General features: G+C 47.5%; 14 protein-coding genes. All 14 read left to right on the forward strand.

The features are described 5' to 3' along the window. Positions 1-6: 6 nt before the first annotated feature. The 14 genes from IAQ59_RS15840 to IAQ59_RS15905 all read left to right on the forward strand — a co-directional run bounded on the left by IAQ59_RS15840 (position 7) and on the right by IAQ59_RS15905 (position 25,168). Positions 7-1,449: a sulfatase family protein gene (locus IAQ59_RS15840; protein WP_209331812.1), complete on the forward strand. Its 1,443-nt coding sequence runs from the start codon at positions 7-9 to the stop codon at positions 1,447-1,449. 102 nt (positions 1,450-1,551) lie between these two features. Next, complete coding sequence (locus IAQ59_RS15845; protein ID WP_209331813.1) at positions 1,552-2,955, forward strand: sulfatase-like hydrolase/transferase; 1,404 nt, start codon at positions 1,552-1,554, stop codon at positions 2,953-2,955. A 237-nt stretch (positions 2,956-3,192) separates the two neighbouring features. Further along, a complete protein-coding gene (locus IAQ59_RS15850) occupies positions 3,193-6,477 on the forward strand; it encodes a PVC-type heme-binding CxxCH protein (protein WP_209331814.1) in 3,285 nt (1,094 codons plus the stop codon). Positions 6,478-6,562: 85 nt separating this feature from the next. Continuing rightward, a complete protein-coding gene (locus IAQ59_RS15855) occupies positions 6,563-8,095 on the forward strand; it encodes a glycoside hydrolase family 88 protein (RefSeq protein ID WP_209331815.1) in 1,533 nt (510 codons plus the stop codon). 250 nt (positions 8,096-8,345) lie between these two features. Next, entirely contained in the window at positions 8,346-9,767 is a 1,422-nt protein-coding gene (locus IAQ59_RS15860; RefSeq protein ID WP_209331816.1) for a sulfatase family protein, read from the forward strand. Positions 9,768-9,833: 66 nt separating this feature from the next. Beyond that, entirely contained in the window at positions 9,834-11,498 is a 1,665-nt protein-coding gene (locus IAQ59_RS15865) for an arylsulfatase (protein WP_245189643.1), read from the forward strand. A 75-nt stretch (positions 11,499-11,573) separates the two neighbouring features. Beyond that, the gene (locus tag IAQ59_RS15870; protein ID WP_209331817.1) at positions 11,574-12,455 is read left to right on the forward strand and encodes a sulfite exporter TauE/SafE family protein; all 882 of its coding nucleotides are present in this window, start codon (positions 11,574-11,576) and stop codon (positions 12,453-12,455) included. A 230-nt stretch (positions 12,456-12,685) separates the two neighbouring features. Further along, a complete protein-coding gene (locus IAQ59_RS15875) occupies positions 12,686-13,282 on the forward strand; it encodes an META domain-containing protein (RefSeq protein WP_209331818.1) in 597 nt (198 codons plus the stop codon). Between the two features lie 354 nt (positions 13,283-13,636). Further along, complete coding sequence (locus tag IAQ59_RS22525) at positions 13,637-14,026, forward strand: Fic family protein (RefSeq protein WP_280867856.1); 390 nt, start codon at positions 13,637-13,639, stop codon at positions 14,024-14,026. A gap of 143 nt (positions 14,027-14,169) precedes the next feature. Then, a complete protein-coding gene (locus IAQ59_RS15885) occupies positions 14,170-16,590 on the forward strand; it encodes a family 78 glycoside hydrolase catalytic domain (RefSeq protein ID WP_209331819.1) in 2,421 nt (806 codons plus the stop codon). 196 nt (positions 16,591-16,786) lie between these two features. Next, positions 16,787-18,148, forward strand: a complete 1,362-nt coding sequence (locus IAQ59_RS15890; protein WP_209331820.1) for a sulfatase family protein — start codon at positions 16,787-16,789, stop codon at positions 18,146-18,148. 308 nt (positions 18,149-18,456) lie between these two features. Then, on the forward strand, positions 18,457-21,762 hold the full coding sequence (locus IAQ59_RS15895) for a SusC/RagA family TonB-linked outer membrane protein (RefSeq protein ID WP_209331821.1): 3,306 nt from the start codon (positions 18,457-18,459) through the stop codon (positions 21,760-21,762). Positions 21,763-21,846: 84 nt separating this feature from the next. Beyond that, entirely contained in the window at positions 21,847-23,580 is a 1,734-nt protein-coding gene (locus tag IAQ59_RS15900) for a RagB/SusD family nutrient uptake outer membrane protein (RefSeq protein WP_209331822.1), read from the forward strand. Positions 23,581-23,752: 172 nt separating this feature from the next. Continuing rightward, the gene (locus IAQ59_RS15905; protein ID WP_209331823.1) at positions 23,753-25,168 is read left to right on the forward strand and encodes a sulfatase-like hydrolase/transferase; all 1,416 of its coding nucleotides are present in this window, start codon (positions 23,753-23,755) and stop codon (positions 25,166-25,168) included. Positions 25,169-25,182 lie beyond the last annotated feature (14 nt).

The raw sequence follows: 25,182 nt of genomic DNA on the forward strand, positions 1-25,182 counted from the left end.
AGATTTATGAAAGACTGTAGGTTCCTTTCGTTCCGCCTAGCAAGTTTACTATGCTGGCTTTTCTTGTTGGGGGCTTGCAGCCTACAAGAAAATAAAAAACCCAATGTGATTATCTTTTTCACCGATGACCAAGGTACCCTTGATGCGGGGTGTTATGGAGCCGATGACCTGTTTACCCCGAATATAGACAGATTAGGCAGTACAGGAATACGTTTCACAAAGGCTTATTCCCATACGGTCTGCTGTCCCAGTAGGGCCGCTTTGCTTACAGGCAGGCATCCCCAACGGTCAGGGATAAGAGACTGGACCCAAAACAACCCACATGACCTAGAGAAAGGCAGAAATATGCCTCTTGATGAAGTTACCATTGCCGAAGTATTGAAAGACAACGGATACAGAACCGCACTTTTCGGCAAATGGCATCTGGGAGCTTCGTTAGAAAATGGGCCACTTGAACAAGGGTTTGACGCCTTTTTTGGACACAGAAGTGGCTTTATCGATAACTACGTTCATTATTTTTTGCATGGAAAGGGGTTCCATGACCTGTGGTTCGATAACAAAGAGGTTTTCCTAGCAGGTACCTATTTTCCCTCTTTGATGACTGAAAAGGCGGTTGATTTCATCGATGCGAGCAAAAACGATCCCTTTTTTCTATACATGGCTTTCAATTTGCCCCATTACCCAGAACAGCCCGATTCGGTTTTCGTTGCAAAAAATGCAGGTTTAGAAGAGCCCCGACGATCTTATGCGACGGTAGTTTCTACAGTTGACAATTTGATAGGGCAGGTTATAGATAAACTTGAAGCTCTTAACCTTAGGGAAGACACGCTCATTATATTCATGAGTGACAATGGACATTCCACAGAGGAGACCTTTATCCGAATAGACGAACATTCGAGTGGGTTGCCAAAGGGGACAAATTACTGTGCCAATGGTGGGGGAGGGTATACCGGAAAATGGAGAGGCGCAAAGGGAGGCTTTCTGGAAGGAGGAATCCGGGTACCCGCTATAATAAGTTATCCCGGTCGGTTTTCCAGAAACGAAACGAGGGACCAGACCATTTCAGTAATGGATTTTTTTCCAACTATATGCGAACTAGTGGGGGCTTCATTACCGGACAGACCAATCGATGGAAAAAGTCTGGTTCCGATTATTGAATCGAACGCACCCTCGAAACATGAATTGCTGTTTTTTGAATGGCGAAACCAATGGGCCGTAACCGATGGAAAATGGAAACTCATACTAAATGGTCGCGATACCACCGGTGAATTTTCACCGCATCCACAAAAAGAAGAAAAAATGGAATCACCTTACTTGGCGAATTTGGAGGATGAACATCCCGAGGAAAAAAACTACGCAGTGGAATATCCGGAACTGGTGGATCGTATGAAGGCGCTCCTCGATGAATGGGAGGAGGATGTGAATAGTCATTTACCTTCTGATGAGTAGAAAAGTGTTTTCCAAGCAGAAGGCATGTCCGTTTAAAGTTGCTACATAATTGGGTAACTACCTCTTTAAAAAAACTGTTTTGAATTACCTTATTGAACTGATATGAAGAATGCTGGCATAACTCTGTTTGTTTGCTTTTCCCTATGGTTGGTTTCTTGTTCTGAAAAGGATGCCAGCACTTTTCCGCCGAAAAGGCCCAACATTTTATTCCTCCTGGCCGATGACCTAGGGTATGGGGAGCTGGGAAGCTACGGACAACGCATCATTCAAACCCCCGTATTGGATGAACTGGCCAAGCAGGGTGTCCGCTTTACCAATTTTTATGCGGGAAGTCCGCTCTGTGCACCCTCCCGAGCCGTTATTTTGACCGGAAAGCATTCAGCTACCGCCACCATTCGTGGTAACACAGGCTATCACCCCGACCGCGACGTATTTGCGCGCGTCGCATTGAGGCCTGATGAGATCACATTGGGGGAGATGCTCCATGGTGCCGGTTATCAAACTGCATTTATCGGAAAATGGCACTTGGACGATTGCCATGTGGAAACCTGGGCCCATCACCGGGGTTTTGATTTTGCCGTACAGGAGCAGTTCGGGACTTGTCCGGGAGGCATTGTTTACGATGAAAGAATGCATTGGATCAACGGTAAACAGGATTCCATCTACTATGATCTAACGGCCTACGATTGCATCGATGAATTTCGAACGAATATCGCACTCGACTATCTGGACAGTGCCGATTTGGATTCACCTCTCTTTCTATTTATGTCCTACCGGGCTCCCCATGCGCACGAGAAAACCGTCCGAAATAAAGAGCTCTATGCGGATCGGGGCTGGCCGGAAATTGAGCGCACGCATGCCGCAAAGATTACCCTGCTTGATCAGCAGGTAGGTCGCCTTTTGGAAAAGCTTAAGGAAAAGGGGATCTTGGAAAATACCTTGATTGTGTTTACCAGCGACAACGGTGCCCATGGAGAACTGGGCCATGACCATACCTTTTTTCAGAGTACCGGACCATTGCGCGGGAAGAAGCGAGATACGTATGAAGGGGGAATACGTGTGCCGGCCCTGGCTTACTGGGCCGGAAATACCAAGTCCGGAACAGTGGATGATACGCCCCTTAGTGGCCAGGATTTTATGCCTACCCTTGCCGAGGTCGCGGGTATCGAGGTGCCGGATCAGAGCAATGGGATTTCCTTTGCACCTGTATTTTATGGGGATGATCTAAAGCCCCGTGAACACCTTGTCTGGGAGTTGAATTTGTACGGCAAGCCGGCAGCCAATTTCCGACAGTCCGTCCGTATCGGAAACATGAAGGGCGTGAGGTATGGAGTTGACGCCAACATGGAGCTGTACGACCTGACCAAGGATGTTTCGGAAAGTTCCGATATTTCGGGTCAGCATCCGGAATTGGTGCGGAAGATGGAGGAAGTTGTCCAAAAAGAGCACGTGCCCAATCCACACTTCCCATATGGCGGTTACGGAGCGATATTGGGGCCAGAGTAAGTCAATTAGTTAGCCGGTGGTTTCGATCCAGGTGCGGGGCCGCCTCGCCTTTGGGTTGGATTTTTGAATAAGGTCCTAGGTTTTGACCGGGCATTACCCAACCCGCGGATATGCGGCGTTTTCCCATTCCTTTTTTCGTACTACCGATCCTATCGGCGTTTCACCACTTTGGTCATTTTGTTTTTTGATTCAGGTAGATTATTCCTTAATTTTTAACCTATATACCCAATAGACCAGATGCCGAACCGACCTTACTATAAGCCCCCGTATTTTTTGTTCTTTCTGTTCATTTTAGGCCTTTTCGTATTCTCCTGTTCAGATCCATCACGGCCCATACCCTTTGATCCTCCCTCTCATGGGCGTATTGTGATGGTGGGAAATACCTTTGCCGAACAGCTACAGACGACCAACTATTTCGAAACCTTGCTGTACCAGAGCTTTCCCGATAGAAACCTGGTAGTCCGCAATTTGGGCTGGAGCGGAGACGAGGTAGACTTGCAGCCTAGGCCCTTGGATTTTGGCTCCTTGGAGGATAATTTGAGCTACCATCGGCCGGATTATATTTTCGCCTTTTTTGGCATGAACGAGGCTTTTCAGGGAGCACAAGGCTTGCCTTTGTTTAAGGAAAAGCTTAGGGCCTATCTGCAACGAATTCTAATTGCACCCTACGAGGGCAAGTCACCTCCTCAGGTCGTACTGTTTTCACCGATCTATCATGAAGAAATAGGTGGTTTTCTTCCTAATCCGGAAGACCACAATCGGCAACTGAAGGCCTATACAGATGCCATTGCGGAGGTGGCCAAACAACTGAATATTCCTTTTGTAGATCTTTATGAGGGCAGCAAAAGGCTCATGAGTCGCTCTGATGAGCACCTGACTTACAACGGTATTCATTTGACGGACGAGGGCTATCGCAGGGTTAGCGAGTTTATGGCAAAGTCATTGGGGTTTAAGCAGGCTACGTGGGGGCAGACCGCCGAAACCCTCAGGGAACTGATAGCGATTAAAAACCGGCAGTTTTTCTATCGATTCCGGTCCCAAAATGGCGAATACATCTCGGGAAGCAGGAAGCATTGGAAGGGAGGTCAAACGCTTCCCGCTGAACTGGCACAATTGGACTCCATACTGCTTCGATTGGATTCCCTGGTTTGGAAGGGTGCTTCCGGAAATGGGCCTTTGGCCCTGCAGCAGGCCAGGGAAATCTTTCGATCTTTCGATGGGGAGCGCGCTACGGCAAAGAACTACGCCCCATCCACTGATCAATTTATCCTACAAGAGGGGTATCGGATTGAGCTCTTTGCATCGGAGCAGGATTTCCCTATTGCCAATCCCGTTTCGATTAGCTTTGATCCGAAGGGAAGGCTTTGGGTGGCTTCCATGCCTTCCTATCCCCATGTTTTGCCCGGACAAGTACCAAATGATAAGCTGGTCATCTTAGAAGATACGGACGGAGATGGCGTGGCGGACCACCATACGGTATTCGCGGACAGCTTATACCTGCCCTTGGGATTTGAGCTGGGGGATGGCGGCGTGTACCTGACCCAAGCACCGGATTTGGTGTTTTTGAAAGATACGGATGGGGACGGTAAGGCCGATGAACGCCGCAATCTGTTACATGGTTTTGGGACAGAAGATGCGCACCATTCCATTTCTGCCTATACCTGGGGTCCAGACGGTGCCTTGTATATGCACGAGGGTACCTTTCTCCATTCACAAGTAGAAACCCCCTATGGCCCTGTCCGTGGCGCCTATGGCAATACGTGGAGGTACGAACCGCGTACGATGAAGTTGGAGCCCTACGTCTCGTATCCCTATGCGAATCCTTGGGGACATGCCTTTTTGCGCAACGGAACCCACCTCATCGGGGATGTGTCCACGGGAATGAATTACCTGGCCACTCCTCTGACGGTATCCACGGAGTATCCCAAAAAGCACGTAGGCATGAAGGATTTCCTGACGAGTACGTATAAGCCCAAAACCTGCGGCATGGAGATCATCTCCAGCCGGAATTTTCCGGATGAAGCCCAAGGAAACATTCTGTTCAACACGTTTGTGGGTTTCCAAGGTATACGCCAACACCGGATAATCCCTCAGGGCAGTGGGATCGTGGCAGAGGAGCTTCAGCCACTTTTGCAATCCACCGATCTGAATTTCCGCCCTGTCGATCTGAAGTTTGGCCCCGATGGCGCTCTGTACGTAGTGGACTGGTTCAACCCCATTATTCAGCACGGCGAGCAGGGTTTCCGCGATTCCTTAAGAGACCGGGCCCATGGAAGAATCTGGAAAATAACCTACGAAGCGAAGCCCTTGAATCTGTACCTTGACCTAACGGCATTATCGGTGGGGGAATTGCTCGATCAGCTTAAGGTGTACGAAGACAGGGTCCGGTATCGGGTGCGTATGCAGCTAAGGGAATACCCGGCAAATGAAGTTTTACCGGTAGTGGAAACTTGGATCAATGGATTGAATCGGGAAACTGCCTCCTTCGAACAGGATTTATTGGAAGGCTTATGGGTGTACCAGCAGTTTCACCGGCCCAATAGGGAGCTATTGGATAAACTATTGGCTGCGAAGGACCCGGATATTCGGGCTGCGGCTACACGGGTTTTGTTTTATTGGAGGGAATCTATTCCAGAAACGGAAACGCTTTTAGCTGAGAAAATTTCAGATCCCTCCGCCAAAGTACGGCTGGAAGCCATCGCCGCACTCAGTCATTTCAGGTCAAAGCGATCGGTGGAGGCATTGCTTAAGGCCGCGGATTGGCCGATGGATGACTACATCGATTATGCATTGAAGGAGGCCTTCAAGCCATTGAGGCCCATTTGGATGGAGATGTTTCAAGAAAACCCGGAATTTCTGAAAGGAGATTCTGTCAAAACTGCGCTGATCTTGGGGCCACTTGATTCTCCCGAAAAATTGCCGCTACCTGGATTTTTGAAAACGGATCCCCATTGGGCAGCCTATACCTGGCCTCCTTTGACATCCGAAGAGTTTGCGGCTATTTCCCATGCACCTGCGGTCATGCAGTTTTTGAAATACAGCGATAATGCTTTTGTTGCCGGGGAGCGGAAAGGTGCATCAGGCTTGGCGGAAGGGGATGTCGATGCTCGTCGCGGATTGAAAGGCACTGCAGAAGTGATAAAGGTGGTGTTAACGACGCTTCCTGGAGAGATGGTTTTTGATAAAAAGCAGTTTACCGTTCCTGCGGGTGTGCCGGTGGAAATCCATTTTAGTAATCCGGATGACATGCCCCACAATCTATTGATTTTAAGTCCCAATAGTCTGGAGGCGGTGGGCCGGATGGCTGACGATATGGCGAAACTCCCGGATGGATACGACAAGCATTTCATTCCTGAATCGGACAGGGTACTGGCCGCCACTCCTTTGGTAACCTCCGGAGAGCGGTTTGTGCTTCGGTTCACGGCCCCCAGTGAACCGGGAGAGTATCCATTTACCTGCACCTTTCCGGGCCATTGGCGAATCATGAATGGGGTGATGCGGGTGGAAAGACCATCTTCTTGAAAGGGCTTCTAAGAAGTGTTCTGTCAAGTATCCCTTCGTAAGATGTTTTTGCTCTGATTTGAACTTGTGATAAAATTAAGCTTTGATGGATAGGCGTGACTTTCTAAAAGCATTTTCGGCAACAAGTGCAGCGATTCCGTTGGTTTCTGCCGATGCATTTTCAGCGTATTCGAGTCATTCAAAGAATACCAGGTTGGTATATCATCCGGCCACACAGATCACTGCAATGGATATAGAGGTACCCGAAGGCAAGCGACTTCCCTTTGGTTGGACGGCCTTTGCAGTGAAGCCAGGTACCGAAGATCCATTGGTCCACCTTTCCTTTGATCTTGAAGGCGGTGTAGCCTATCCTTCGCTTAGGCTGAGGTTGTGCAGCGTCATGGATATCCGCGAAGAAATGCTCATTGAAGTATACTTAGGAAGTACTTCCGAATTGATTGGCACTTTTGATATCCGGTATCCGATTGTGATACAGGTATTTGAACTGGCAATTCCTCCGGAATTTCATAAGCGAGTAGGGCGAGAGGGACTATCTCTCAAAATGGTAAAAGGCGGTACTCCAGCCTGGTTTTTAAGCGGCGGGACAGCCAATGCAACCAATCAGCTGTTAACGGCCCACTTGCTTTCCCATTCCACCGACAAGCCAACTTTGAATAATTTCTTTCCCAGTTTTTATTCCATCAATTCCATTCAGCAGTTTGGCTGGATGGAGGGCTGCGTGTTGGACGGCTTGTATGATATGTACAAAAGCACAGCTAATCCATTGGTAAAGCGGGTCATAGATCAGCACCTTGCGATGTTTTTCGACGAGCATCAAAGACTTAGCTATGAGGGACCTCGCAGCCAAATTTTGTATGATCAGATTTATGGCATTGAATGCCCCTTACCGATAACAGTTATTGCCAAACTATACCCCGATCATCCGGCAGTAGACCTATTGATTTCATACTGCTTGGATGTTCTTAGGGAGGAAAGCAACCTGACCACCGAGGGCTGCTATACCTTAGCCTATCCAATGGCAGAAGCTGCCGTCGCTAGAAACCATCAGGAATTGGCAGAATTGGCCATTCATCACCTTTTGATCCGAAGTGATCGACTGGTGAGAAATGGGCACATTTACCAGCGGGGAACGAGTGACAGTATGGTTTCTTTCGAAAGTTGGGCCAGAGGGGTGGCCTGGTATATGCAGGGCTTGGTTAGGAGTTGGATGGCATTACATAATCACTCGGAGTTTCGTGCCCTGCCAGGTCTTGAAACCATCAAACGTTTGTACCTGTCTTCAGTCGAATGGGCTCTGCAATACCAGCAGAAGAATGGACTTTGGCATTGTTATTTGGCAAAGCCTGAGACTGGCTATGATACTTCCGGTTCCTTGGGCATTGCCGCGGCGATCGCCTTTGGCCAAAAGAACGGGATACTTTCCGCTGATGTGACGAAGCAGCTAGAAAAGACAAAGAATGCAGTGAAACCTTATTTGACCCCGGATGGAATGGTTTCAGGCACGGCACAGTCCAATAAGGGTGGGGAAGAGCTTCAGAAAAGCGGTTACCGGGTCATCTCTTCCTATGCTTCGGGACTCTATGCCCAGCTGATTGCATCTTTGCCCGATCCGAGGTGAAAAAGCAATGACCACACCTCGGTAAAGGCTGGGTTTTTTGATTGGGGGTTGGCTTTAGACCGATGGAATTGCGCGACGGGGTAAAATAGTATATTTTTTGGCTAACATGATGCAACCCTTCTCGTTCGAATCTCTGTACTTTTAGCTAGGTAAATCAAAGAAGATGGTGTAAAAACGACATTTAATACGTGTTTTGATTGATTCTAGTCAAAAACAATTCCATCTTTTGCTACACATTGAATGAAAGATCATGCAACTACTAGGAGTACGATTGGTTGGGTTATTGATGCTTTTTGTTATTTCGGCCTGCCAAAAGGAACAAAAGCCTCCCAATATCATTTTTATAGTGACCGACCAGCAAAGCGAAAGCATGATGAGCTCTTCGGGGAATACCTATATCCAAACTCCGGCTATGGATTATATCGCCCACAATGGCATTCGGTTTACCCGTGCCTATGTGACGAATCCGGTTTGTTCCCCCTCTCGGGTAAGCATGCTGACGGGGAGGTTTCCGGGCTATTTTTCAGACAAGAACGGCCAACAGGTCCGAAATAACGGGACGTCTGTGAACATTACAGATATTGACCAAGAGGTTTTGGATACCACTTTGCCTGCGTACCTGAAGCAGGCGGGTTATGAGTTGGTTTTCGGAGGTAAGCAGCATTTTCCTGCACCCCTGCATCCCGAATCACTCGGTTTCCAGGTCCTCACAGAAGATGGAAGAGAAGAGTTGGCCGCTCGGGCGGCCGAATTTATCCAGGGTAATCGTTCAAAGCCCTATTTTATGATGGTTTCTCTCATCAACCCACACGATATATGCTACATGGCCATCCGGGATTTTGCAGATTCGGTGTCTTTACGACGTTTGCAGCGCAATGCAGCACCGGCTTTGGAAGCCTTGGACAGGGCCATGGAACTGCCCGATGGTGTGGATAGGGATACTTTTTTTGCCCATTATTGCCCTCCATTGCCACCCAACTTTGAAATTCAGGAGGACGAGGCAAAAGCGATAAGCGTATTTTTGGATAGGGATCCCCGGTCGTTTCGCCGTGGGGCGAGGGAGGAGTATACCGAGGAACAGTGGCGTATGCACCGGTGGGCCTATGCGCGTCTGACGGAGATGGCTGATGCGCAGGTGCAGGTGATTTTAGATGCCTTAAAAGAGAGTGGAAAGGAAGAAAATACCCTGGTGATTTTTTCCAGCGATCATGGGGACAACGATGGTTCCCATAAGCTGGAACACAAGAATGTACTGTACGAAGAATCCGTCAAAGTTCCCTTCGCAGCAATGTGGAAAGGGAAGATTGCACCCGGCCAGGTAGATGAGCAGCACCTGATTTCCTTGGGTTTGGATTTGCTGCCTACAGTGGCTGAATATGCGGGGGTAGAAGCGGTTGCAGATCCCCGAGGGATGAGTTTGAAGCCCCTATTTGAGGGGAAAGACCCGACGTGGCGGAAGACCTTGGGAATTGAAGGAGAGCTCAGTAGGGCCGTGTTGCACGCGGACGGGCTTAAGTATGTCCGTTACGATATGGCGGGATTTGAAGAGCGTCTGATGGATTTAGAGACAGATCCCTACGAAACCACCCATTTTACCAACGAACCTGCCTATAGCGATCGACTATCGGCAATGAGACAGATTTTTGAAACCGAATGGTTTGAAGGGTTTTAGGGGAATATAATGATTGAAACGGTTCAAGAACTTAGTTCAGTGTAAGCTTTCAGTTACTCAGTAAATATGATGTATACCAGGTTGGTTTTCTTTCTTCTCGTATTGTCGCCTTTTTCGGTCTTTTTGTCGCCTTTTTCGGTCTTTGGCCGGCAGAGACCCAATATCCTACTGATCATGGCGGATGACATGGGGTACTCCGATCTAGGGAGTTTCGGTAGTGAGATCAATACCCCCAATCTGGACAGGCTGGCGCAGGAGGGTATTAAATTCACCCAATTTTACAATGCGGCCCGCTGCTGCCCTACGAGGGCATCGTTGCTTACAGGTTTGTATCCGCATCAAGCAGGAATGGGAGATATGACGAATGACCTGGGTTTACCCGGCTACCGAGGAGATTTAAACGCACAGTGTGTCACGCTTGGGGAATCCCTGAAATCGTCTGGTTATGAAACCTTTGTGTCGGGAAAATGGCATGTGACCAAGCACGTGGACACTTGGCATACCTGGCTTTCAGAAGATCAGCGTATTCATACTTCGAAGCACAATTGGCCGCTGCAACGGGGGTTTGACCGTTTTTTTGGAACCATCCATGGGGCGGGCAGCTATTATAATCCGTCCACACTTACCTTGAATAATACGCCGGTCGATGCTCCGGAGGATTTTTATTATACCGATGCGATCAGTGACTACGCAGTTTCCGTTATTAGGGAACAGGCAGAGGCAGGAAATAGGAAGCCTTTCTTTGGCTACATTTCCTACACAGCTCCCCATTGGCCGCTTCACGCCCTGCCTGAAGATATTGAAAAGTACAAAGGTAGGTACGATGGTGGTTGGGATCGGATTCGTGAAGAGCGCATCGCGAAAATGAAGCAGCTGGGCTTAATCCATCCGGATTGGAACATGGAAGGAAGAGACCCGGAAATCCCAACCTGGGACGAAGCGGCAGATAAGGCTTGGTGGGCTGCCTGTATGGAGGTGTATGCGGCCATGGTGGATCGGATGGATCAGGGCATTGGGAAGGTCATTCGGGCGTTGGAAGAGACCAATCAGCTGGAAAATACGTTGATCCTCTTTTTACAGGACAATGGCGGTTGCCACGAGGTACTAACCGATCGATGGCCCCGTTCGTTGCATTTTCCGGATACCCAACGGGATGGGTCCCCCTTGCTGCGTGGCAACGATGTAACAGTTTTTCCGGGACCGGAGAATACCTACATGAGCTATTCGGCCGAATGGGCCAGCGTGAGCAATACGCCGTTCAGGCTGTATAAACACTACATTCACGAAGGGGGGATTTCTACACCACTCATTGCCTTTTGGCCTGCGGGTATTAAAGAGGCATCGAGGGTTTCCGATCATCTTGGACATATTGTGGATATCATGCCGACGCTACTGGAAGTGGCCGGCGGGGTTTATCCTACCGAATATAAGGGTGAGACAATCACTCCGATGGAGGGGCACAGTTTAGTACCTGTTTTTAAGAATCAAACCTTCCAGCGAATGCCCATTGGATGGGAGCACGAGGGAAACAGAGGTTTTCGGGACGGCAAGTGGAAATTGGTTGAGCGCAGAGGTCCAAGCTTTGCGTGGGAGCTTTACGATATGGAAACCGATCGCACGGAGCAGCATAATTTGGCAGATGCATATCCCGAGGTCCTTCAGGCCATGATCCATCAATACCAAGCTTGGGCCGATAGGGTAGGGGTAGTTGAGTGGCCGGTTAGGAGATAGGTATGATTGGGGGTGTAAAGCTATTCAAATATGAGGATTTAATTTGTTAGTATGAGTTTTACCAAAGGATAAAAGATGAGTATTATTCTAAAGATAATTTTGGCCTTCATGACCGGTTCGTTTGGGTTCTACTACTTTTCCGATGTCTTTAGACACCGGAAGATGTTTTCCGGTAAGCCCTGGTCTGGGCTTTTGGGAACTGGATTTATCACCAATTTTTTTGACACCCTTGGGATCGGGAGTTTTGCGCAGCAGACAGCCATCTTTAAGTTTTTTAAATTGGTCGATGACCGGCTAATTCCAGGAACCATGAACGCAGGCAATACCATTCCTACGGTAACCCAAGCGTTTATATTTATGACCGTGGTCGAAGTAGATCCAATTACCCTGATCACCATGTCCACGGCTGCACCCTTGGGAGCCATTTTGGGAGCCGGTATGGTGTCCAAGATGTCGCGACGTAAAATTCAGATCGGATTAGGTTCCGGCTTATTGGCCGTTGCTCTGATCATGATAGCCGGGTTTTTGGATTGGATGCCGGTCGGAGGGGAAGCCATCGGGCTAACGGGGTGGAAATTGGCGCTTATTGTGGGGATGAGTTTTGTTTTTGGGGCTTTGCAAACCATCGGAGTCGGGTTTTATGCGCCCTGTATGGCGATGGTTTATGCGCTCGGCATGCATCCACTTACAGCCTTCCCCATCATGATGACCGCAACGGGCATGTTAATGGCAGCAGGCGGAGCAAGATTTGTCAAGCAAGGAGCCTATGATAGGAAAGTTGCCATTTCGCTTACGATCGCCGGTATCTTTGGTGTTTTTCTAGCTGCATTTGTGGTCAAATCCCTGCCCCTGTTAATTCTCAAATGGGTGGTGCTGTGCATTGTGTTGTATACATCGGGATGGATGTTTCTGTCTGCTGCCCAGAGAAAACATGATTCTAAAGTAGCTGTTGCATAAGTAGAAGTCTCATGGGATTGCATTATTAATTTAACAATTACGTTTATACTAAAGGTACCAAATTCAAGCAAGATATATTCAACAGGTTGGTGGCTTGGCAGATCTATTTGAAAAAGTATTGAATTTGTTGTACTTTTATGGAAAAAGCACCTTATTTAATGCAGTAGAAAGGCAAGAAGATCATCTTTCAAAAGTAGCCTCCCGGAATTATGGAAAACAGGTTGTGTTTTTTGCTTTTTATAGCTGTTACGGCCTGTGTTTCCCCAGGAGATCCAATTTACCCTGAGGAACCCGCTATTCCTGCTCCTCCTACTTCCCCTTCTCCTCCAGTCCAAGGAAGCGGAAGAAACATTTGTGATTTTGACCTATCGGAAAAGGAAGGTGAATACGAACTAGCCGGAAAATGGGAATTTGCCGGCTTTCAAGACATTCATTCTGGTCGACTGGATAACCTTACCTGTTTGGCGCGTATTGCTGATTTTGCTTTAACTGGAGAGGATTATGACAATTTGTATCAAGTCATCTTGAATCTTTCCCAAGATCGCAAGCAGTGTAATGAATCTGTCTATTTTGACGCCATTAGTTTTAGTTACCATTTGCAGGGTTGTTACCAAGTTGGTGAGGAAGGCATCACTTTTGTCATACCCGAAAGCGGGATAAGGTCAATTCCTAGTCTTGCCAGTACTACCTATCCCGTGCTGAGTTTTGAAATTAGGTTTTTAGAAGGCTTGCGTTCAGCGAAAAATTTCCAAATGGAAAAAAACAAGCTGTTCCTGTATGGTGAAAAGGAAGAAGAACGAATGGTTTTTGTTTCCCTAGATGAATAGGTTACAAAGAATTATTTTTTGGCGGTAAGTAATTCCAGTTTAATCACTGGTTGACAGTACAACTTCCAGCTAGAATTTTTAATGGACGTTCGACTCCATAAATAGGTCATGGGTCAGACACAGCTTGTTTTTATTGTTCCGGTTGTTTTGCCATGCCTCGACTTCACTAGTCACGGTTTTTATATCTGGGATGTATAACACAATTCCAGATCGCATTTGCAGATAAACCAATCACCGGTTTTATCAAGCGTTGAATGGAAGAAGAGCGCCATGTGGAAACGATTCTCAGCTAATCCACCCAATCCTAGAATGATTTGAATCAAGACCATTTATTACGCCAATCTTTGCATAGAATTGGTTCAAACCATAAAAGGGAATACAGCTGGTATCAGAAACACTCCTGGTACTACACTATCAAATACAAATGGTGAGGTAATTTATACACCACCCGGCGGGGAAGATGTGATCAGGCAAAAATTAGCAGCGTGGGAAAAATTCATCAATGATGATGAATCCTTTGGCCCTTTGATCAAAATGGCCCTTATGCACTATCAGTTTGAAGCAATTCACCCTTTTGCCGATGGCAATGGTCGAACGGGAAGAATTTTATTGCTCTTATTCCTTAAACAATCAGGGCTTTCTCTATTCCCTGTGTCAATGAGCGGACCTTTTTGGAGAAGGTGTGCCTTTCCAGTAAATTTCTGTTCAAGGAGGTTAAAATACCATGCCTTTTTGCTAAGATGATGGAGGAATCGGCGTTTGCAAAGCCCGATATTTAGTGCCTTAAAAAATTGAATCAGGCAAAATACATACGGAGCAAAAACCGGTGGCTTTTCCCCTCAATTTAAACCCTCTACGAATAAAGGGTGCTAATCTAATCGGAAAATATGGTAAGAGCCTTTAAAAACAGTATTTTATTAATTGCGTGTGTGGCCTTCGTTTCCTGTACGGAAAATCCCAAACAAGCGGATTGCGGATTGTGTGAATCGGTAGGGGCGAAATGGATACAGGTAGAAAAGGAGCTGCCTACCGAAGATTCACTTTTCTACCTGCCCAACCCAGCACCACTCTTTCGAAAAGAGTTTGGGGTAGAAAGCCAATTTGATAGCGCCAAACTTTTTATTACCGCGGCCGGCTATTACAAGGCGACGCTGAATGGCGAGGCTATCGGCAAAAACATCCTCGATCCCGCTTGGACAGATTATACCAAGCGGATTTATTATGCGGAATACGACCTTTCTACTCAGATTCAAGAGGGGGCAAACTGCCTAGGAGTAAGCTTGGGCAACGGGTTTTACAATCCACTTCCGATGAGGAAATGGGGGAGGAGAAATCCCCGGGAAGACTTGAACGTAGGCAAACCAACCTTTATCGCAAGACTGGTTCTTTATTACCCTAATGGGAAAACCAAGGAAATTAGTACGGACGAGTCCTGGAAGTATTCCTATGGCCCATTGATCAAAAACAGTGTGTATTTGGGTGTCCTATATGACAAGAGGATGGAAGTGCCAGGATGGGACAGGCCGGGTTTTAACGATACGGACTGGAGTTCGGCGCAGGTAGGAGAGGGTCCGGGAGGGCAACTCCAGGCGGCATTTTTTCCGCCGGTACAGGTAACCGAGGAGATTCGTCCAAAATCCATAAATGAGATCGAAAAGGATGTGTATATCGTGGACATGGGGGTAAATTTTACCGGAACCTATAAAATACGGCTAGCCGGAAATGCCGGTGACACCATTACGGTGCGGTTTGGGGAACGGCTGTACGAAGACGGGACGTTGAACCCCATGACAACGGTGGTTGGCCAAATCAAGCGGCCGGGGATCGGGGGACCCGGTGCACCTGCGATAGCCTGGCAAACAAGCAGCTACGTAGTCGATACAGAACCTACCTGGTTTAGTCCTGATTTTACGTATCATACGTTTCGGTACATGGAAATAGTCGGATTGCAGAAGCCTCCGCATTTAACTGATGTCGTGGGTCTGTACTTTCATACCAATGTGGAAAGAGAAAGTCATTTTACCAGTTCGAATCCCCTGTTAAACCAAATTCAGGACGCAACCCGGCGAACCTTCCTGTCGAATCTCATCAGCGTGCAATCGGACTGCGCCGTGAGGGAAAAGTTTGGCTATGGTGGTGACTTGAACGCCACCGCTGAGTCCTTTATCTACAATTTCGACATGCGGGATTTTTACCGAAAGACGGTCTATGATTGGGTAGATGCCATGAATGATTCGATCTTTGTAGATACTGCGCCCTTTGCGGGTATCAAATATTGTGGGATTAGCTGGGAATCCGCCTACCTGATCACACAGTACTATTTGTATCTGTACTATGATGAGACCGATCTGGTACATGAGCTGTACGAAAATAACCTGCAATGGATGGATAAGGTAGCTAGGATTCATCCAGAGGGGTTGGTGGACAGTGGTCTGAGTGATCACGAATCCCTTGAACCGGTACCTGTTCAACTGACCGGTACAGCCCATTACCTACAGTGTGCAGAGATCATGGAGACCTTTGCATCCCTGATGGGGGATAAGGAGAATGAGCAACGGTTTACAGCACTGGCAGATAAGTTGAGGGGGATGATCAAAGCGGAGTTTTGGGATAAGCCTGTTACTGAAAAGATAAATAGGCAGACCCTGTTTTCTACGCTGCTTTTTCATCGGATTATCCCCGAAGACGAAGTGGCTGTAGCAAGGGATTCTTTGGTGCAGGCCGTAAAGAATGGTCCATCAGGACACTTCAATACCGGCATATTTGGAACTAAGTACGCCTTGGAAACCCTTTCTGAACATACGCCAATTGATCAGGTTTATGCCATTGTTAATAGTACCCAGTATCCCGGCTGGGGACATATGATCAGCAGAGGAGCTACGACGATCTGGGAGACTTGGAAGGAGAGCGACAATGTGTTTACGAACTGTCATCCTATGTTTGGCACGGTAACGGAATGGTATTATAGGTGGCTGGGCGGAATAAGACCGAACCCCGATCAGCCCGGTTTCAAAGAATTTGTTTTGGCACCGAGGACGCCCACAGGATTGGATTCTGTTTCCTGTTCGTACAGATCTCCCTATGGCGATATCGTGTCCAACTGGCGAAGGGAACCCGGAAATTCCATCTTGTACGATTTAACAATACCCGTGGGAAGTGTGGCTTCAGTTTCCTTGGATATGAAGGCATCCCAGGGCCTTTCGATCACCAAGGATGGGAAGGCTTTCCGGCCTTCGATGACCGATCCTTCTGTTCCTGGGAGATTTAAGCTTGAGGGAGGAAGCTATAAAGTGGTTGTGTCTGGTTAGCGGAAATTGCCTTCATACCGCTGAATATAGGTATAGATGGCTTGTTTTATGCCGCAAATAGGTATAACATCTGGTGTTCAAATAGTAGCCGATTAATTAATTAGTCTTTATGTATATATCGCGAATTACCTGGTGCGTTCTTTTTTCTTGTTGCGTTCTTTTTTTGGCTTGTTCTGCACCCGAAAACACATCGCAGGTGTACAAACCTACCAATGTCCTGCTGATTACGGCAGACGACCTAAATTATAATTCCGTTGGGGCCTATGGATGCGAGGTGGAAAATATCACGCCAAATTTGGACAAGCTGGCAGCAGGAGGTATCCGGTTTAATCGCGGCTATGTAAATATTGCCGTGTGCCAGCCTTCGCGTCAGTCAATCATGACCGGGAGGTATCCCCGCACCAATGGTTCCTTAGGTTTTGAACCGATAAAGGACGGTGTACCCACCCTGACAGAACAATTGCATCACGCCGGCTACCTAAATGGGATATTGGGCAAGGAAATTCACCTTAAGCCGACTAACAGGTTTTTTTGGGATTACTTTGTTACCGAGGGAGACCTGGCGTCCGGCTGGGGGATTGGAAGAGACCCGAAGCTGTTCTATAGCTTTACCAAAGAGTTTATCCAAAAAGCTGAACGGGAGGGCAAGCCCTTTTTTCTAATGGCGAATAGCCACGACCCCCACCGGCCTTTTGCTGGCAGTGATCAAGAAAAAAATGCGTGGGGGGCGGACCTGCCGGTTTTTACCCGGGAAATTACACCGGAAGAGGTCACCGTGCCGGCTTTTTTACCGGATTTGCCTGAAGTACGCCGAGAGATCGCCGAGTATTACACCTCCGTTTACCGCTTGGACCAGACCGTCGGTGCCATCCTTCTGGCTTTGGAAGAGTCCGGACAGCGGGAAAATACCCTGGTCATGTTTCTGAGTGACAACGGGATGGCGCTGCCATTTGCCAAGTCCAACTGCTACCTGAACAGCAACAAAACGCCTTGGATTGTATCCTGGCCAAACAGCATCAAAGCAGGTAGGGTGGATGATGCCCATTTTATCTCCGGTATAGACTACATGCCTACAATATTGCACGCCCTACGCTTGCCGGAGGTAGAAGGAATGGATGGAAAATCGTTTTTACCGCTTCTAGAAGGTAGAACCCAAAGTAACCGGACGATGGTATTTACGGAGTTTCATCGGATTTTTGCTGGTATCGATTATCCGATGCGCGGTGTGCAGGAGGGTGATTTTGGCTACATTGTCAATTTTTGGAGTGACGGGGAGCATCAAATCCGGGGGGATGCCGCTAGCGGCCGGACGTATGCGGCGATGAAAGAAGGAGCTGCTTCGGATGCCTTCGTTTACGAGCGATTAAGACACTACGAATACCGAGTGCCAGAGGAGTTGTATGATCTGAAGGCGGATCCGGATGCGCTGATTAACCTGATAGATGATCCGAAATATGCCGAGCTTGTCGCACGCCTGAAAAGCCAATTGCACAGAAATATGCGTCAAACCAACGATCATTTGCTAGAGCGGTATGAAGGCACTTTTTTAAACCAATGATGCATTGTTATTGGAACCCATGGTATAAGGTGGTCATAAGTTATTCAGCTGGGTAGGTTGATTTTTGTTTGACTTTTTCAGAATAATATTTTTTAAAAGTTATATTTTTACGAGCATATTATATTTTAATTTCAGTGAATTTAACTTTTTTTTCATAATATTTTGTTGGGCTTTCTTCAAATTCATTTTCTTACCTATGGTGCTTTTGGACACAGGCAAAATAGCATACAAAATGGCTAATATCTTGTAATAACGGGCATATTGAAATCTTTACATTTATCCATTCATAAATTTATACATCTAGTAATATGAGAAAACCTTCTACTTACCTATTAACGGATGGAAAGTCTTGGCGATTGAATGCCAGGCTACTCCGTTTAACTGCAATGGTATGGTTGTTGGCGTTTGCTGTCGGGCCTATGGCTTACGGAGATGTCAATCCATATAATGACAATGATGACCGGCCTTCCAAAAAGGCTACCGAACGTGCCAGTAGAAAAAGGGATGTGGCGAGAGAAGCTATAGACATCCGTGTTTCTGGAAAGGTGACGGACGAGGAGGGCGAGGCGCTGCCAGGCGCCACCGTCACGGTGTTGGGATCGACGATTGGTGCGGTCACCGATATAGACGGAATTTATGCCATCACTGTGCCCGATAACGCCACATTGGTATTTTCGTTTATCGGGTTCCAATCCCAGCAGGTTCCGGTAGGCAACAGATCCACCATTGACGTGATCCTAAAATCGGAACTTTCGGGTTTGGACGAGATTGTGGTAGTTGGATACGGAACGCAAAAGAAGATCAATCTTACCGGTGCGGTATCTACAGCTAGCGGTGAAGACATGGCAAATCGACCGGTTACGAACGTTCAACAGGCATTACAGGGCTTGGTCAGTAACCTGGTGATCCAACCAAATAATGCAGGTGGTGAGCCTGGTGCCGATATGGCCATGAGTATCCGGGGGTTGGCCTCTTTTGAAGGAAGCACAGCGCCATTTGTATTGGTGGACGGTGTACCCATGAACATCAACGACATTGACCCCAACGACATTGAGTCGGTTTCGGTATTGAAGGATGTGGCTTCCACCTCAATTTACGGAGCTCGTGCCGCATATGGCGTCATTCTGATTACCACCAAAAGAGGAACCACCGGTTCACGGATTTCTTATTCCAACAATGTTGGCTTCAGCACACCCACCATTTGGCCAAGATTGCAGGGCGGAACAGATTGGGCGCATGCGCTAAATGATGCGAATACGAACTTTGGAGGTACACCACCCTACCCAGCCGAGGCGATTGCCCGCCTGGAGCAGAACCTTGCGAATCCGGGAAGTGCTCCTGGAATGCTCCCTAGACCTGGTGTGAATGATTGGAATATCTTAAACACGGGTACTTTTGGCGTGGCCAATGACGGGATCTCTGATTTGATCATGCGTGATCGGTCACTGAGAACCAAGCATAACATCGCAATTTCGGGAGGAAATGAAAATGTGAACTATTATTTATCCACTGGTTACTACAGCGAAGATGGATTGCTGCGATTTGGAGATGAGTCTTTTAGCCGATTTAACGTGGACGCTAAGGTAGCCGCCAAAGTAATGCCCTGGATGAATATCGAGTTTTTGACCAAGTATAAGTCCGAAAGTGAGGATTTTCCCTGGAATGGTGACTTTGGGCGTGCTTGGTACATGAACTGGATTGGTAAGATCAAGTTTGGAACTCCAGCTAAGTATCCCGATTCGGATATTTGGACCATGCAAACCCGAGTGGAAGAATGGAGAAAAATGCGACAAAAGATCCAAAGCAATCAAGTTGTCCTTTCTCCAAAAATCAACATCGAGCCGATCAAGGGATGGGTGACCACGGCTCAGCTAAACTTTACGATGGATCAGATAGAGGACACTCGCTCAGCCCAACAGTGGCCGTGGGTTAGACCTGATGGCGAAATAGCCTTGGAGCCACAGAGCAGACAAGCCACTCGCTATGAAAATGACTTGATCCGAAACACCTATTTTTCACCCAATATTTACTCTTCTTATGCAAGAGAGTTTGGGAAGCATGATATTCAGGTGATGGTGGGGTATCAGCACGAGATATGGAACTACAGCAATATGTTCGCACGTAGCTTCTTCATGCTGAGCGATGCAGTTCCGTCCATCAGTACCTCGGTGGGGGATCAATTGGTGAGCGATGCGATAGGTCACTGGAGCACTCAGAGTCTTTTCTCCCGGTTGAATTATATTTTCAATAAAAAGTATTTGTTAGAAGTCAATGTGCGTCAGGATGGTTCTTCTAGGTTTGAGCCAAGCCGGAGACGAGGTGTATTTCCATCTGCATCAGCAGGTTGGATTATCTCAGAAGAGGGATTTTTCCCATCCTCCAGTGTAGTTGAATTGGTGAAGTTCCGCGGTTCTTATGGACGTCTCGGAAATCAAGATGTGGCAAATTACCTGTACGTGCCTACCCTGCCTATTCGTCAGACCAATCAGTGGCTGTTTGGTAACGAGCGTGCTTGGGCTGTGGGTGCTCCCAACCTTAATAGCGTGAACCTTTCTTGGGAAACGGTGGCTACTACCAACCTTGGTTTGGATGTGGCGCTGTTAAATAACCAATTGGATTTTACCTTTGAGGTGTATGAAACCAGAACCAAGGACCTGGTATCTCCGGGTCGGCCGCTTCCCGCTGTATTGGGAACTACCGTACCTAAGCGAAACGAAGGCGAAATTAGAACAAGAGGCTGGGAATTTGAATTTGGCTACAAAGGTGCGATCGGATCAGACTTTAACTATCAGATCCGAGGTCAACTAGCCGACTACCAGAGCATAGTGGTGAATTATACCAACCCAACAGGCCTGTTATCTACCTATTACATAGGCCAGGATATGGGTGAAGTTTGGGGATTCCGTTACGATGGCCACTACCAATCGCAGGCTGAAATCAACGAAAGTGTTGATCAAAGTTTTATCTATCCAGGTATCTGGAGACCGGGTGATTTCCGATACAAGGACCTGAACGGAGATGGTAGGATCAATATTGGGGACAATACCTTGGAAAATCCAGGTGATTTGGCCATTCTTGGAAATACCACCCCTCGCTATACCTACGGCTTAAATTTAGGAGCCAGCTGGAAGAACTTCGATTTTTCCGTGTTTTTCCAAGGTGTTGCCAAGAGAGATTGGAGCTTCGGACAGAGTGCGGTATTTAGAGGCCCCGCTGCAGGGCCTATGCACAATAACGTGCTAGAAGGTCACATGGATTACTGGAGAGACGAGTCCAGTGCATTGGGAGCCAACTACGATGCGTATTTTCCGCGTCCATACGCTCAATTCTTCGGAGAAAATCAAAAGAACTATGGCAGGCCTACCGATCACCTGATGCAGAATGCTGCTTACCTGAGATTGAAAAACCTACAGGTAGGATACTCCATCCCCAAGCACATTGCTAAAAAGGTGTTGCTTAGCAATGCAAGGGTATATGTATCAGGTGAAAACCTCTTAACGTTCTCTAATTTGATGTTCTTTGATCCAGAGGCACTTGCTGGTAGATGGTATGGTGCAGGAGATGCCTATCCGTTGAGTAAAACGATATCTGCCGGTATTAACCTGAACTTCTAACCAGCGTAATCTCAAGTAGCCAAGTCTACTACATTGCGCTGCTTCAAGTGCTTGTGTAGAAGCTCACCAATAAAGCAAAAAAACATGAAAAGAATATTTTATATCATTATACTCCTCGTAGGAACCACGCTGTATTCCTGCGATGACGATTTCCTCAATCGAGTTCCCTTGGATCAGATTTCCGATCCGGAGTTTTGGAATTCCACCGGCGACATGGAGCTGTTTCTCAACACCTTCTATGATAGTTTCGACGGCTGGCCACCATCTGGCGGTGGCTCAGCTCCTACCAAGGATCGGGGAACGGACATTGCCTTGCCGGCAATCAATGTGTTTGGATCAAGTTGGACCCCACGTTTGGACGGTGCGATCAACGTTCCCGCTTCTGGAGGTGGATGGAGCTGGGTAAATATCCGAAACATCAACTACTTCTTGGATAATGTGGATAGGGTGGAGGAACGCACCAACATGACCGACCACTATATCGGTGAAGGACATTTTTTCCGTGCCTGGTTTTATTTTGAGATGATGAAGAGCTTTGGAGATCTTCCGATTATTACCAGACCAGTCAATGAAGAAGATGAGGATATCCTCTACGCGGCGCGAAATAACCGTACAGAAGTATTTAACTTCATCCTTAGCGATCTGGAGGAAGCTATTTCCAAAATGCGTCATAGTCATCAGTTGGCTACACCGGGTACCCGTCTGAGTAAGGACATTGCGCTGATGTTCAAAGCACGTGCCTGCTTATACGAAGGTACTTGGGAAAAATACCACAACGGCACGGTATTCGAAGGCCAAACGGACGGACGAGCCTATTTGCAGCAGGCGGCTGATGCAGCATTGGAGATCATCGATGGGGGAAATTTCTCCCTCGTAATGGGTGATACCAGCAGGGTTTATGCCGAGTTGTTCAATAGAACCAACTATGCGGGTGTACCAGAGGTGATTTTCTACAAGCATTACGACCGAGAAACTCACGGGAATACCTTCGGAAATCAATTGTGGAACTGGCCAAATGCCTACGGGTATACCCATGAGGCTTCGAGGTTTTTCCTTAGCAGTGATGGGTTGCCTATTGCCGTTAGCCCAAATTTCGAAGGAGATGCTACGTTGGATGTACTGGAAGTAAACAGAGATCCACGCCTCGCACAATCCTTTATGGTTCCAGGGGACATCATACGGATTCAGGGTACCGATACGGTCTTTTTCGAACGCCCGGATGTACTGAATTCCGGTACCGGTATGGAATCGCAGAAATTCAGACACATCTTGGTTGACCCAGCAGTAGGAATTCAAAATCACAACGTGGATTACATTTTCATGCGATTGCCGGAGGCTATGTTGATCTATGCGGAAGCCAAAGCGGAATTAGGTACCCTGACTCAGGGGGATGTGGACAAAACGATCAATAGGATTAGAGATCGTGTAGGAATGCCTCATTTGATGATTAATAATATCACTCCGGATCCGAATTGGCCAAACTATGGCTACGCGATATCAGACGTTCTCCATGAAATTAGAAGGGAACGTACCGTGGAATTGTTTGCAGAGGGATTCCGATTTGACGACCTCATGCGCTGGAGAGCACATAATTACTGGACGGGAACCAGGTTTGTGGGGACCTTCGCCACTCCGGAGTTAATTTCTGTAGCTCCTGCTGTTCCTCGAAATCAGGCCGGCTTCTTTGATCCCTATCAGAATGCGCTAAGCGGTCCTGGCAGTACCTTTGGATTTGATCCCCAAAGAGATTATTTGATGCCGCTTCCCACAAACGAGCTTACCCTGAACACCAATTTGAGCCAAAATCCAGGATGGTAAGCTGAAGGTATTGACCTATTGTGAGATTGATTGTAAAATGGGCAGGGTTAAAGTTTTTCTTCGGATACTTTGGCCTTGCCTGTTTTTTCGCCTAACTCTTTAGCACCTTTTAATTTCTATAGGGGGATTTGCCTAGCGTTAAATTTAACCAGTTAAAACGAATGACACGTACATGCTTGATTTTACCGATTTTAGGAGAATTCATACGGCATTGAAGCTTTATCTCTTTCTAATCTGCCTGCCATTCTCTGGATTCGGAAAAGAACCCCCCAACCTGATCCTAATCCTAGTAGACGACCTGGGATATGGAGACCTAGGCATGCACGGAAGCAAGCAAATACCTACTCCGAACATTGATCGTTTGGGGGCGGAGGGCATTGTCTTCAAAACCGCCTATGTATCATCCACCGTGTGTGCCCCTTCCCGTGCGGGTCTATTAACCGGAAAGAATCAGCTACGATTCGGGTTCAACAATAACTTTGGCCCTGACCAACCCGGGTTCGACCCTGAATTTAAAGGTCTTCCACTCAGCGAAACAACAATAGCCGATAGGCTGGGCGAGCTTGGATACACTACCGGGCTGATTGGCAAATGGCATCTAGGCGAAAAGCCGCAATTCCATCCCCTCAAAAGAGGGTTTGAAGAGTTTTGGGGTTTTTTGGGTGGCGGCCATAACTATTTTGAGGCAGAAGCCGACGGCGAAGATCTCTTATCTCCCATATATTGCAATTACAAAACTCCCGGGCCACTGACCTATATGACGGATGACATCGGGAATGAAAGCGTTGATTTTATCCGAAGGCACAAAGACAGTCCATTCTTTCTGTTGACCTCCTTTAACGCCCCGCACTCACCCATGCAGGCCAGATCGGACGATCTGACGTTGTTCACTCACATCGAGGATGAGTTGAGAAGAACCTATTGCGCGATGGTATACCGGCTGGATCAAAATGTAGGGAAGATGCTGGATGCCCTACAGTCTGAAGGACTGGAGGAGAATACCTTGGTTGTTTTTCTAAGTGACAATGGGGGACCTACTGTTGATCCGATCGCAAACGGTTCCATCAATGCGCCCTTTCGAGGGCAGAAAACCACTTTGTTGGAAGGAGGTATCCGGGTTCCTTTCATTGTTAAGTGGCCTAGAGAACTGAATACTGGCGTAGAGATTAGCGAGGTGGTATCTGCGTTGGATATTTTTCCGACGTTTGTACGGGCTGCTGGTGGGTCTGTGTCGTCAAAAGAAGAACTAGATGGAATGGACCTGTTGCCGTTTTTAACTGGATCCGGCAAAACCATCCCCTCTCGGCCCATGAAATGGGGATATACAGTTTCCATGGCCTATAGGCTGGGTAATTGGAAACTCATTCGCCTGCCCGATAGACTTCCCATGCTCTTTGATCTATCGACGGATATGGCAGAAACCAACAACTTAGCACTTATTCATCTGGATCGGACAAAGGCCATGTTACAGGAGTTGGGGGATTGGGATCACCGACTGCCACAGCCATTGTTCCTGGAACCCCCTAGTTGGAGAGTACGTCACTTGATGTTTTATGATGTTGAATACCAGCTTGAACAGCCGGATTGATGCCTCCATTTTAA

The sequence above is a fragment of the Lunatimonas salinarum genome, from assembly GCF_017811155.1.
Classification (GTDB): Bacteria; Bacteroidota; Bacteroidia; order Cytophagales; family Cyclobacteriaceae; genus Lunatimonas; species Lunatimonas salinarum.